This window comes from Marinobacter salexigens (assembly GCF_002806945.1).
GTDB classification, from domain to species: Bacteria; Pseudomonadota; Gammaproteobacteria; order Pseudomonadales; family Oleiphilaceae; genus Marinobacter; species Marinobacter salexigens.
The window spans coordinates 147,774-160,506 of the sequence record NZ_NIHC01000007.1 but is presented as its reverse complement, the minus strand read 5'-3'; the positions used below and the strand labels follow the sequence as shown (position 1 = coordinate 160,506).

13 protein-coding genes are annotated in these 12,733 nt (G+C 52.6%); 6 read left to right on the top strand and 7 right to left on the bottom strand.

Annotated features, from left to right (window positions below):
- Positions 1 to 194: 194 nt before the first annotated feature.
- The 6 genes from CDH47_RS14500 to CDH47_RS14475 form a co-directional block, all read right to left on the bottom strand.
- The gene (locus tag CDH47_RS14500; RefSeq protein ID WP_100640633.1) at positions 195 to 761 is read right to left on the bottom strand and encodes a DUF1285 domain-containing protein; all 567 of its coding nucleotides are present in this window, start codon (positions 759 to 761) and stop codon (positions 195 to 197) included.
- A 24-nt stretch (positions 762 to 785) separates the two neighbouring features.
- Positions 786 to 1,682 (bottom strand): radical SAM protein, encoded by an 897-nt coding sequence (locus tag CDH47_RS14495; RefSeq protein ID WP_100640631.1) that lies wholly within the window; start codon positions 1,680 to 1,682, stop codon positions 786 to 788.
- 42 nt (positions 1,683 to 1,724) lie between these two features.
- Entirely contained in the window at positions 1,725 to 2,174 is a 450-nt protein-coding gene (sixA, locus tag CDH47_RS14490; protein ID WP_100640629.1) for a phosphohistidine phosphatase SixA, read from the bottom strand.
- A gap of 24 nt (positions 2,175 to 2,198) precedes the next feature.
- Positions 2,199 to 3,269: an NAD(P)H-dependent glycerol-3-phosphate dehydrogenase gene (locus tag CDH47_RS14485; protein WP_100640627.1), complete on the bottom strand. Its 1,071-nt coding sequence runs from the start codon at positions 3,267 to 3,269 to the stop codon at positions 2,199 to 2,201.
- A 73-nt stretch (positions 3,270 to 3,342) separates the two neighbouring features.
- Positions 3,343 to 3,834 (bottom strand): STAS domain-containing protein, encoded by a 492-nt coding sequence (locus CDH47_RS14480; protein WP_100640625.1) that lies wholly within the window; start codon positions 3,832 to 3,834, stop codon positions 3,343 to 3,345.
- 16 nt (positions 3,835 to 3,850) lie between these two features.
- Positions 3,851 to 5,071 (bottom strand): PP2C family protein-serine/threonine phosphatase, encoded by a 1,221-nt coding sequence (locus CDH47_RS14475; RefSeq protein WP_100640624.1) that lies wholly within the window; start codon positions 5,069 to 5,071, stop codon positions 3,851 to 3,853.
- Between the two features lie 113 nt (positions 5,072 to 5,184).
- Between CDH47_RS14475 and CDH47_RS14470 the strand changes: the two genes are divergently transcribed.
- Positions 5,185 to 6,669 carry an HD domain-containing protein gene (locus CDH47_RS14470; RefSeq protein ID WP_100640622.1) on the top strand — a complete coding sequence of 495 codons (1,485 nt, stop codon included), beginning with the start codon at positions 5,185 to 5,187 and terminating at the stop codon, positions 6,667 to 6,669.
- Here the strand turns inward: CDH47_RS14470 and CDH47_RS14465 are convergent.
- Positions 6,659 to 7,702 (bottom strand): NAD(P)/FAD-dependent oxidoreductase, encoded by a 1,044-nt coding sequence (locus CDH47_RS14465; protein ID WP_100640620.1) that lies wholly within the window; start codon positions 7,700 to 7,702, stop codon positions 6,659 to 6,661. The genes CDH47_RS14470 and CDH47_RS14465 overlap by 11 nt on opposite strands.
- Positions 7,703 to 7,820: 118 nt before the next feature.
- Here CDH47_RS14465 and CDH47_RS14460 point away from each other — a divergent pair, with 118 nt between their 5' ends.
- From CDH47_RS14460 to CDH47_RS14440, 5 genes are read left to right on the top strand one after another with little or no spacing between them, the layout of a single operon-like run.
- A complete protein-coding gene (locus CDH47_RS14460) occupies positions 7,821 to 8,777 on the top strand; it encodes an acyl-CoA desaturase (RefSeq protein ID WP_100640618.1) in 957 nt (318 codons plus the stop codon).
- A complete protein-coding gene (locus CDH47_RS14455; RefSeq protein ID WP_239985809.1) occupies positions 8,774 to 9,241 on the top strand; it encodes a nuclear transport factor 2 family protein in 468 nt (155 codons plus the stop codon). The genes CDH47_RS14460 and CDH47_RS14455 overlap by 4 nt, the downstream gene beginning before the upstream one ends.
- Entirely contained in the window at positions 9,238 to 10,497 is a 1,260-nt protein-coding gene (locus tag CDH47_RS14450; protein WP_100640616.1) for an NAD(P)/FAD-dependent oxidoreductase, read from the top strand. The genes CDH47_RS14455 and CDH47_RS14450 overlap by 4 nt, the downstream gene beginning before the upstream one ends.
- Before the next feature lie 2 nt (positions 10,498 to 10,499).
- Positions 10,500 to 11,384, top strand: coding sequence for a DUF1365 domain-containing protein (locus tag CDH47_RS14445; protein ID WP_100640614.1), 885 nt, complete (start codon positions 10,500 to 10,502; stop codon positions 11,382 to 11,384).
- The gene (locus CDH47_RS14440; protein ID WP_100640613.1) at positions 11,372 to 12,646 is read left to right on the top strand and encodes a class I SAM-dependent methyltransferase; all 1,275 of its coding nucleotides are present in this window, start codon (positions 11,372 to 11,374) and stop codon (positions 12,644 to 12,646) included. The genes CDH47_RS14445 and CDH47_RS14440 overlap by 13 nt, the downstream gene beginning before the upstream one ends.
- Positions 12,647 to 12,733: the final 87 nt, after the last annotated feature.

Sequence of the window (12,733 nt, the reverse complement as noted above, 5' to 3'; positions counted from 1 at the left end):
TCCTTGAGTGTCGCAATGACTGTTTGATTGATTAAGGGTAATCGAAAGTAATCATGAACAGCCAGACTGAACAGAGGGACTAACGACCACCGGGCCTCATTTGAGAGCCGGGCTCATAACAAGCACGAAAGTACAGTTTAACAACTGACAGAGTACCTTTTCCACCGTCATTTCTGGGGGCACCGCCAGGCTTTTCAACCGCCCTGTCCGATTTTGTAGAAATTTCCCTGGCTGAATACGCCCAGTACCGGCGTACCGTCGATCACCTGCTCTACAACATGCTCTGTCAAATCGTAGTAAGCCGCGGTTACGAGGCGGGCATCGACACCATGGCGAACCCGAACGACAGGGCGTGGTTGCCCAGAGTCGTCGTAGCTGCCAACGTCCAGAGGGTGCTCTTCGCCGACTTCCAGAGTTTCGCCCACGTTGGTGGTTAACTTTATAATCTGCTGTTCGCCACTTCCCTCAACGGTAAGTGAGTGGGCAAGCAAGGGCGTATCCTCAACCTGAATCCGCCATTTCTCAACGGGCGTTACCAGGTAATAATTCTGGTCTTCTTCGCGGCGGAGTATGGTTGAAAACAGTTTAACAATGGCTTCGCGGCTGATTGGTTCGCCCTTATGTATCCATAGGCCGTCGCGGCTTACCCGCAGGTCCATGTCTCCGGACAATTCCGGGTGCCATTTATCCAATGGTGGATGGCTGAGGTTCTTTCCGGCTTTCTGCACCTGTTTAACAAGATTGTCCGGGCTCTGGCTCATATCTCTGCTCCGCTAACCGGTAAATTACAACCCACGCTGCCACTCGGCCCTGAGCGGCACAGCGCCGGGGCTTGTGATGGCCAGGTTAACCTGATCCAGAAGCTTCTGTTTGTCACGGCCCAGAGTCCCTTTGAGGATCAGATAGTTGGAGGCATGGTCGCTTCTGAATACGGTTCGCTCCAGCTCCAGGTGCTCAAGGAAGGTTCGAATCTCTTCAAATAAGCCTTGCTGGGTAAGCGGTACAAAATCCTCACCAAAACCCTCGCGGAAGCGCTCTTCACCCTGAGGGAAACTCACGACCAGGGTTGAAAGATAATCCGGCTGGGTCTCGTTGCAAAGAGTTGCCGTGTTGATGGCATGTTGGCGCGAAAGGGTTTCGCCGCCCAAGCCATTAAGCACCATGACGGAACTCGTTAACCCAGCTTCACGGATTTTGACCAAGGCTGACCGTGTTGATTCCCAGGTTTCACCCTTATTGATACGCCGAAGTACTTCGTCGTCACCGGACTCCATACCAACGTAAAGAATCTTTAGCCCGGCTTCCCGAAGCTGCCTGAGCTCTTCTACGGTCTTCTTCGCAAGGTTTCTCGGCAGGCAGTAGCTGGACACTCGCTGTAAATCAGGAAAAGCGTCATTCAACTGGCCCAGGATCTCCAATAAACGGCGGGTTGGCAGCACCATGGCGTCGCCATCTGCCAGGAAAACCCGCCTTACACCACCCAGGCTTTTCGCTGCATTTTCAATATCCTGTCGCACATCTTCTGGCTTGCGAGCCCGGAATTTCTTCTGGGGCTGGGTGTACATTTCACAGAAGGTGCATTTATTCCATGAACACCCGTTGGTAACGGGGAGAATCAGTGATTTGGCTTCACTGGGAGGCCGAAAAACGGGTTCGATGTAATCAATAGGAAAACTGTACATAGTCTGCACTCAAAAAAAGAAATACCTCTTAATCTGAATAGATCAGGGTAAAAACTGGGTTTTCAAGTCTGCACAGCCAGGGCCAACCACGGGCATATCCAGAACCACAGCCTGTGCTGTCATAAAGGGAATGCCGCGGCGGTGTCCGTCCACGAGCAATGTGGATAACGCACCTACCAACGGCATGTGTGATACCAGCATCAAGGGAGAGTGTTTGTTTTCAAGCAACGCATTCAGGCACAGCCCGGGGTCGTCTTCGGGGGTAATAAAGCTTTTTTCTTCTACAGGACAATTCAGGATTTCTGAAACAATCGCGGCCGTTTGCCTTGCTCGCACATAGGGGCTGGTCCAGATCTTTTCAGGCCGCCAAGGCGATTTGGCGATCTCTGTTGCACATTGGGCAACTTGCTGACGACCAGCTTCGGTGAGTGTTCTGTCTTGATCCAGCGAATGCCAGCCGGCTTCGCCATGGCGCATGATGAGTAGATGCACAGTTAACCTCCGGTGGCGGTTCCCCTATTGCTCAGCGATGGTTCGGGGAAGAATAAACTCCACGTCGGAATTCTGAATAGACATCATCAGACTGCTGATCACTGCACTGATGGATGCGTTGCCGTACAGAATTTCATAGAGCCCCTTAACCAGAGGCATATATATCCCTATAGCTTCGGCCTTTTCTTTCACCAGCTTCAGCGTATAGATGCCTTCGGCAACTTGCCCCAGCTCCGCCACGGCATCGTCCAACTTTTTACCTTCCCCTACCGCATAGCCAACACGAAAGTTACGGCTTTTTGGTGAGGTGCAGGTCACAATCAGATCGCCTACGCCCGCCAGCCCCATAAAAGTCATTGGGTTGGCACCGAGGCTCACCGCAAAACGGCTCATTTCCGCCAGCCCTCGAGTAATCAGCATAGCCTTGGCGTTCTCGCCCATATTCAGGGCAGACGCCAAGCCGGCAACGATGGCATAAATATTCTTTAGTGCGCCCGCCAGCTCAACGCCGTATATATCTACGTTGGCGTAAACACGGAAATATTCGCAGCCGAGCAGATTCTGAACAGTGCTGCGTAGCTCAGGGTCCTTGGAGGCGATCACCGTGGCGGTAAGATCCCGGTTTACAATTTCACTGGCCAGGTTTGGGCCGCTCAGTACACCAATCCGGCAGCGGGGAACCTCTTCCTGGAGTATTTCACTCATGAGTTTGAAGCCGTGGGCTTCGATGCCCTTTGTCAGGCTTACTACGATCTGTCCTTCCCGGAATTTATCGCAGTTCTCACGAATGACCGTGCGAAAAGCCTTGCTCGGGATGGCAACAAACACGATTTCTGCCTTGCGTACGGCACTGGCAAGATCGGTAGTCGGCTGTATATCGCCTTTTAGCTCGACTTCGGGCATGTACCGGCTGTTTATGCGGGTTTGGTTGATTTCCTCGACCTGGGCCTCATCTCGCATCCAGAAATGAACCCGGTGGCCATTCTCTCCAAGTACCTTTGCCATGGCAGAGCCAAAGCTGCCGCCTCCAAGAACCGCCACATCATGCACCGGCTCTTTGGCCCCGTTTTCAAGGAGCTCATTTTTTTCAGGCATAGTTCTTCCGTTTGTGTTGTATCAGGTCCGAATCTGCAAGCCACCACATGGACAGCACGGCAGGCACCCTGGCTTAGCCAGGTTCTTCGCATTCCAAAGCGCGCACCAGATTCTTGAACTCTTCCCGGTTTTGTTTGTTCAGCCCCATAAGTACTTTATGGGCGGCCAGTACACTGTCACGAACATCTTGTTCACTGGCTCTTAGCACAGGTATTTCTTCGAGTTCTTCAATGCGGGAGGCTGGCTCACGGACAATGATAAAGATTTTGTCAAAACCCATGGAGGTAATGATGCGGGTAATGTCCGGGTTGGTGGAAATCAACGTAGGCAAAAAGTTGCTTTGCTTGTGAGCAGCCATCGCGATTTTAGCGAGCAGCCCAAGGGTGGTGCTATCGATTATTTCCGTTTCCGTGAGGTCAATCACCACGGTTTTGAACAACGGATCCAAAGTGATGGAATCAACCAGGTTGTCCAGCGTGCAACATAAGTTCAGCCGGATTTCCCCAATAAACTTCAGGACATAAATGCCCTGTTTTTCAGCCTGTAGGATCTTATAACCAGCCATGTCTCTCACACTGCCACTATTTCAACGATGTGTTGTCTGACACTGTAACCGTATCAGTGACCGTCACTATACCGATATCGTCCGGTAACTCCGTGATCTCATCGAGATTGAGAGCCTCGCTTAGAGATGCGACAGTGTGACGACCTCCAGATACGAGTTCAAGTAGTCTCTGTTCCTTTTCGTCCAGACTCTTTTGCCGGATGACTTCGAGAATTCCATCTGAAAAAAGAATCAGGTGGAAAGGTTTATCCAGTACGACTTCGTAAACCTCCCACTGTGGGGATTCAAAAAGCCCCACTGGAAGTCCACTACCCTCCAGAAAAGCTGTCTCTCCGCCTTCAAAAGAGAGCACAGGCATCGGGAAGTGGGCGCCTACCGAATAACGTAATTTACGCTCACTAACCGAAATTATACCAACAAAAATTGTAACGTGTTTGCCCAGGCCAGTATCAAGCAACTCCGAGTTAATTCGCTCGAGGAATTTGTCTGGGTAAAGAATATCGTCTGTAGAGCCTCGGCGAAGATTCCTCTGCAATCGATTGCTGAGGTTTTTCAGCAGCACAGTTACGAACGCGGAGCTGGCTCCGTGGCCAGAGACATCCGCAATATAAACCAGTGTTTTGTCATTACTCAATGGAAAGTAATCGAGAAAATCGCCACTCAGATACAGTGAAGGTTTAATAAGGTGTTCGGCATGAAGGCCGCCAGTCAACTGCACTTTTTCCGGGAGCATCCGCATCTGAACTTTGCGCCCGGCCCTCTGATCAGCACGCAGCTCCGCGATGCCGTTTCGCAAATCCCGATTGGCATCTTCCAGTTCCTGACGGTATAGCTGGTTGAGACGGCTTAGCCTTACACGATCAAGCAACTTTCGAATCACATCGTTCAGGGCTTTTTTGTCTTTGCTGAACGGTTTGAGAACAAAATCGGATGCGCCGGCACGCAGTGCATCAACAACCTGCTTGCTGGACTCAGTTGATGAAAAGGCAACAATAGGCGTGGGGGATTCCACCTGATCCAGATGATCGGCAAGGCTCTCTATTTGAGGTGCTTGCAAATCTGCAAAGATCACATCGGGCATGTTACTGTCGAAAATCGAAATTGCCGTGGTGAGATCCCGATAGCCGGAAACGTAAAAGCCCCTTGTTTCAAGGTAGCGTGCAAGCTCGGTGCGAGCTTTCTCGTCTGCATCAATGATCAGTATTTGAATGAGTAGGCGCCCGGTGCGCGAGGTCATGGCTACTGCCCTAAACTACCAGCGATAAACGAAAATCGTCGTTTCAAAACCTATTTTGGCACGCCCTTGTGATATAACAAGGCCAGATTGACGAAACCCGGAGATTCCTGCGAATGAGAAGTGCGGTCAATGATCTGTTAGGCGCTTATGACAAGTTGATTATGGACCCGGTTCACGGTGCCATCCCTTTGTACCGGCATGAGGTTCAGGTGATTGACCACCCCCTGTTCCAGCGCCTGCGCAACATCTGCCAGAACGACATTCTTAGCTTGGTGTTCCCGGGGGCCACCCATTCACGCTTTCTTCACAGTATTGGTGTAATGCACGTTGGCACACGCATGTTCCGCTCAATGATCAACGCCTATTTGCGCGAGCGCAAACTTAGCGACCGTACCGACCTGAGCTTGAACCAGCTGGACGCCATTGATTACCTCGCCAAAACCATCCGCATGGGGTGTTTGCTCCACGACAGTGGCCACTCAAGCTTCTCCCACCAGTTCACCAAGGCCCAACGGATTCGTGAACTGATGAGCCGGCCCGGTCGGTTTACAGATCTCTGGGAAGGTACAGACTATTCGGCCTATCACAGCACCGTTCCGGAAGAGCTGGAGCATGAACACTATTCTGTTCGAGTAGCCCATGATGTGCTTGGTGCTATCGATCTCGCCTCCGCTGGGCTCCATGCCGAGGATATCATCGGGATTATGGAAACTACGGAAGTGACCCCCAGCGAGACCTTCTGCCGCCACGCCCGCACCTTCTGGGGGTTTATTGCAGGGGAAGATGCCGAGGCTGGTTCACTAATCAGTGAAAACATTCCACAACTGGTGTTAGGCCTGCTTTCATCCATTGTCTCCGGAGAAATTGATGCCGATCGTGCCGACTACATGCTGCGCGATGGGTTCCACTCATCCGTTACTATCGGCGGGTTTAACCTCGACCACCTGCTCAGTAACCTGCGCTTTGGCTGGGATGAGTCAGAGCCCTGGCTGGGGCTGGCAATAACTCAAAAAGGACTGGGGGCGCTGGAGGACTTTGTATACAGCCGTTATCAAATGTACCGAAAGGTTTATGCCCACAAAACCGCACTGGGCTTTGACTGGTTGTTGCGGGAAGCCATCAATGAGGTGCTGGAAGACCCGGAGAATTTTGAGTGGGTAGATACCTGCCTGAGTAACATGCAGTACTTTGCCGAACTCACAGACAACTTCTTCTGGGAGGCTTTCCGGAAAGTTGCACGCAAACGACCGGACAGCTTTTCCTTCTGCATTGTAAACCGTGTAAAGCTGAACCACCTGGATACCCGCGAGGACCTTTCACCCAGCAGCATTGAAAGTCACAGCGCCTGGTTGGCGCAAGCCATGGAATTGAATCCGGCCCATGTAGTTACCTGCTCCATGCGGGCTCGCTTCTCCAATATTCAGGACAATTTCAACGGCATCAAAGTGCTGGTTCGGGACCCGGTGAACCGCACGCGCTCGCTGAAAAAGATCACCGATGTCAGTGCCTTTTTCAGCAAGTTCAGTGATGGAACCATTACTCATTTCTACACTCGCCCAGACACCACCGTATATGCCGGGAAAGAGATTACTGGCTAACAGGTTGTTCCGTGCAGGCAGATACCAGGCTGCAGGCGCTGTCGAAGGCGCCTTCAACCCTGCCACCACTGAGCCAGTCGCCTGCAAGGCCAATGCCCTGCTCCGGAAACCAAAGATGACCGCTGTTCGCTCCACCTTCAGAACGAGCATACAGCCAGCGATGGGCCACTGAATCGGTAACAGCGGCCTTTGTACCTGTCAGCTCCCGAAATGCTGCTACCAGCTCAGCTGTAACTTGTTCAGGCGCTGTATCAACGTTCCGCTGCGTCCATTCAGGGGCTGCATGCATTACCCACCAAGCACCCCTGCCGTGCTGATCCTGGTCTGAGCGCCCCGGTTTGCTTGAATTGTTGGCAACCCAGTAAAGCACTGGATGATCACACCGCATCCCAACATGGCGCGACCATGGATTCTCCTCAAAACGAACGGCTACAGCCCAACAAGGCAATACTCGGAATACTGCATCGTCAAGCTGCTTAGCCAGGTGGGGTAAACGGCTTTGTGCCAGCAAATCCCGGGCCTGAGCAGGAGGCGCGGTAATAATGATCTGTTCGAATGTGCCAAGCTGTTGGCCACTGGTATCAACAAGAGCCCAACCATTGTCATCCCGGACAAGACTTTCAATCCTGGTTTCTGCAACAACGTTCACGTGTGCAGAGAGTGCGCGGGAAATTGCGGTCATTCTTGGCAACCCGACATAGCGCGGCTCATCTGGAAATGCCTGCCACTCGCCCTCCTTGTCTTGAAACCCGAACTCGCCCTTCCACAACGCAAAACGGTTATTGCCGGCGAACTCGGCGAGAAATGGCAGGAATTCCGGATTACGGGCAGTGAAATACTGTGCGCCAATATCCGCAGAACCGTCAGCCAACCTTTTTGCGGCAAGCCGACCGCCGGGGCCACGGCTTTTTTCAAATACAGTTACCTCATGACCCTGCTGCTTCAGTTTGATGGCTGCAGTCAAACCAGCCACGCCTGAACCAACAATCGCGATACGGCGTATATCATTTTCACATAGCGTTTTATCTAACATGATTAATCGTACATCCAATTGCGGTGATCAGTGCGTATAAGCCAGCAGGCGAGCAGTCCCGGCCTTTCCATACGCCTCGTTAAACAGGTTCAATTCAAAGTAAAAGGGCAATCAGGGTATGACCCGAGTGCAAAATGTGTTCTTGAACATTCTGAGGTGGTTCGATTCTGATGCAGGTTTGGATCACATCGACGTAACCTCCCGTTCATTCAGCTTCGTGCGTGTTATTCCATTTATTGCACTGCATCTGGTATGTCTGCTTGCGTTTTACACCGGTGTAAGTGCGTTGGCAGCCACTTTTGCCTTTATCTTTTTCTCAGTGCGAATGTTTGCAATTACCGGATTCTACCACCGCTACTTTGCACACAAGACGTTCAAAACAAGTCGGTACGCCCAATTCATATTCGCCATTCTGGGTGCCAGTGCCGCACAGCGGGGCCCTCTTTGGTGGGCGGCGCACCACCGCCATCATCATCAGCATTCGGATCGGGAGCAGGATTTACATTCGCCACACCAAGGGGGATTTTGGTGGTCCCATGTGGGGTGGTTTACCTGTGATGCCGGTTTTATTACCGACGAAAGGCGCGTACGCGACTGGTTAAAGTTTCCGGAACTCAGGCTGATTAATCGATTCGATGCCCTGGTACCCGCCATTGCAGCAGTATTGATCTACAGTCTTGGCGAAGGGCTTGCGGCCTGGGCCCCGGGGCTGGGCACCAACGGGTTACAGATGCTGGTTTGGGGCTTTTTTATCTCAACAGTCGCCCTGTTTCACGCCACAGTATCCATTAACTCGCTCTCCCATGTTTGTGGAAAACGCAGGTTTGAGACTCCCGACGACAGCCGCAACAATTTCTGGCTTGCCCTCCTTACATTCGGTGAAGGGTGGCACAACAACCACCACCGTTGGCCTCAATCGGTTCGGCAAGGCTTTCGCTGGTACGAAATTGATATGACCTGGTATGGGCTCTGGTTGTTATCAAAGCTGGGAATCATCTGGGATCTGAATCCGATACCTGAGCGAATTCAGCAGGAGACCCTCAAACTTGATCAGATAAGGAGGAGGGATAAGTGACACGCACCCCGATCATTGAAGTGGGTCAGTCTGACTCTGCAGTGCCCGCAACATTAGAGCGATTCAAGACCCTGTTTAACCAACTCGACAAGGGTAATCTGAATAAACTGCCTGCTGTGTACAGCGAAGACATACAGTTTCAGGACCCTCTTGGCTCTGTAGAGGGTCTTGATGAGCTAACCCATTACTTTGCCGGCGCCTACTCCAACGTTGTTTCGTGCCACTTTGTATTTGAGAAGGCCATCATTCAGGACAGCTCTGCCACTATTCCCTGGGTGATGCATTTGCGCCATAGACGCATTCGCGGCGGCAAAGAGATACAGGTAGCAGGCATCAGCCATGTGGCGGTGAAATGCGGCAAGATTTGTTACCACCGGGATTATTTCGATGCCGGGCAACTGCTGTATGAGAATCTGCCGGTGATCGGCGGTGTTATTCGCTGGGTGAAAGGTTATGCAGGATGAGGAATCAGCGTATTGCAGTGATAGGAGCCGGGGTATCCGGCCTCACTGCTGCATGGCTTCTGGCAGAAAAACACGATGTTGAGATTTTTGAAGCCGGCGATTATGCCGGCGGCCACACCAACACTGAATACGTAGAAGCGGGCGGCCGCACCTGGCCGGTAAATACCGGCTTTATTGTGTTCAACGACTGGACCTACCCGAATTTCATGCGCTTGATGGAGCGCTTGGGTGTGCCTTCGGAAGTCAGCGACATGAGCTTCAGTGTGGACAGCACCACCACCGGCCTGCAATACAACGGCACCAGCCTGAATACGCTGTTCGCCCAACGTAAAAACCTGCTCAATTTGCGATTCCTGAATATGGTTCGTGAGATTCTCCGGTTCAATAAAGAAACCCGTGCCGATATGACGGCTGGAAAGATCGAAAGCACCGAGACTCTCGGCGCGTACCTGAACCGCAATGGCTACTCCCGCTATTTCCGGAACTACTACATCGTGCCCATGGGGGCTGCTATCTGGTCAGCGCCGGAGATTGTGCTGGAACAGTTCCCGATACGTTTCTTCCTGCAGTTCTTTAACAACCACGGCATGCTGTCAGTGGATGATCGCCCCACCTGGCGTGTTATTTCCGGTGGCTCTGCCCAGTACGTGAAGGCAATGATGAATCGACTTGGGGACTGCACACGCCTCAACACGCCCGTACAAGCTGTCAGCCGCAGTGAAAGCGGCGTTACGGTAACGGCAGAAGGCCAGGCCCATGAGTTTGATCAGGTCATATTCGCCTGCCATAGCGATCAGGCACTCGAGATGCTGACCGACCCCAGCGATCAGGAGAGAGACATTCTTGGGGCTATTCCCTATCAGAAAAACGATGTGGTTCTGCACACTGACAGCAGCGTGCTCCCGAGCAATCAAAGAGCCTGGGCCGCCTGGAATTATTTCATCCCGAAACACAGCACTGAACCGGTTTCAGTCACCTATAACATGAACATTCTGCAGAATTTCCACCAGGCCCCAGAGGTTTTCTGCGTCACCCTGAATCGCAGTCATGACATCGCACAGGATAAGGTGATCAAGCGCTTCAACTATGCCCATCCCGTATTTACGCTCGATGCTGTTCAGGCCCAGGAGCGCTACACCGAAATTGGCAACAAAAACCGAACCCACTACTGCGGCGCATACTGGTTCAATGGTTTCCATGAAGATGGCGTGCGCAGTGCCCTGCGGGTTACGGGTGATTTTGGAATGGAGCTCTGATTATGGCCAGCCAATGGTTGCATGGCTCAATCCGGCATAGGCGCTTGTATCCGGTTCGGCACGAGTTTGAGTACCACACCGGCATGCTGGCCTTGGATACGGATGAATGGCACCAGGTCACCCAGGTAAGCCCTTTCTTTTCACTTGAGCGCTTCAACTGGATGTCTCTCAAGCGCAAAGACTATTTCCACCCCGAAGCGGATGATCTGTCCCAAGCCGTTCGGGATCAGGTGCAAACGGCAACAGGCTGGTTCCCTGACGGCACGGTGGAGCTGATTACCCACCCCCGCTACGCCGGCTACATATTCAACCCGGTGAGTTTTTACTTTTGCTATCGAGCTGGTGAAAGTGGCGCCAACGGCGATGTTCCTGCTGTGATCATGGCGCAGATTACTAACACCCCCTGGCATGAACGCCACGTGTATTGCCTGGAAACCACAGGCAGCGAGCCCAATTCTGCAGGCTGGCGCACGGAACAGTTCGGGTTTACCAAGCGTTTTCATGTATCTCCCTTCAACGCCATGGCGCAGCATTACGAGTGGACATTCAGCTTTCGCGGGCCGGAGCTGAGAATCCACATGAACGTGCTGGAAGAAGGCAAAAAACATTTTGATGCCACCCTGGTAGTCCAGAGAACCCCTCTCACACGTAAAACCCTCCATAAAAGTCTGCGCCAGTTCCCGGTGGAAGCATTCAAGGTTGCGGCGGGTATCTACTGGCACGCGCTGAAGTTGAAACTCAAGGGTGCGCCCTTCTACACCCACCCGGACAAACTCGCTGACGGCGACCCTGCCCACAGGTTGGGGAATACCGATAAGGGTGTCGATGTGACAAGCGCAGACGACGCAAACAAGACTCGAGGAAAGGTAAGCTCATGGAGAACATAAACACGTCGGCCAATACCACCGCCAGCTCTCAGGCAAGCACCTCCCTGGCGAGCCGGGTCGCCCGCCATCTGGTTATCCAGCAGCTGAAGCAATTGGGAGAAGGCTCTCTCACCATTCGTGAAGCCGGCATGGACGACCTGGTGTTTGGCGATGGTAGCCCTGAGCACGCTCCTGCCGAGTTGATTATTCACCACCAAAGCACCTGGCGTGACCTGCTCACCGGCGGGAGTGTCGGCGCGGCTGAAGCCTATGTAGCGGGAGACTGGTCTTCACCGGATCTTGTTGCCCTGCTCCGGTTCTTCACCCGCAATATAGACCGGATGAACGAGTTCGAAGACAAGTTCAGCTGGGTCACCAAACCTGCGTTGAAGGGGTTGCACTGGCTCAACCGCAACACAAAAGACGGCTCCAGAAAGAACATCAGCGCCCATTACGATCTGGGCAACGATTTGTTCGAAACCTTCCTCGATCCCACCATGATGTATTCCTCGGCAATTTATCCCAGCGAGGAATCAACACTGGAAGAAGCTGCCGTTCACAAGCTGGACACCATCTGTAAAAAACTGGACTTGCAGCCCGGTGACCGGGTGATCGAGATAGGCACCGGCTGGGGTGGCTTTGCTATTCATGCTGCCAAACATTATGGCTGCCATGTGACCACCACCACAATATCCAAAGAACAGTTGGAGCTTGCCCGGGAGCGGGTTCGCAGCGAAGGCCTGAACGACAAAATCACCCTGCTCTTCGATGATTATCGTGACCTGGCAGGCCAATTCGACAAGCTGGTTTCCATAGAAATGATTGAGGCCGTTGGGCCACAATATCTCGACAGCTATTTCAGCCAAATTAACGCCTTGCTGAAATCAGATGGCCTGGCCCTGATTCAGGCCATCAACATGCCGGAACAGCGTTACGAGCGCGCTCTGAAGAACGTCGACTTTATCCAGCGCTTTATTTTCCCTGGGAGCTTTATTCCATCCTTCGGAGCCATTCTGGAATCGGTGCGCGACCAGTCCAATCTGGTTCTGACTCATTCGGAAGATACTGGTTTTCATTATGCCCGCACGCTCCGGGATTGGTGTACCCGCTTTATGGCCAGTAGTGAAGCCCTTGAAGCCATGGGCTACGACCAGGCCTTCCGCAAACTCTGGCACTTCTATTTCGCCTACTGCGAAGCAGGGTTCAGCGAGCGGGCTATCGGCGTATCACAGCTGGTATTCGCCAAACCCGGCAACAAGCGGCAAAACATCTCGAGTGTATGATCACTTCATAGCCCTCTGAAGAGGGCCATTGTGGACAAGGGTGCACCGGTTTGAATGTGTTAAACTCCTGCGGCAACCAACGCCGGA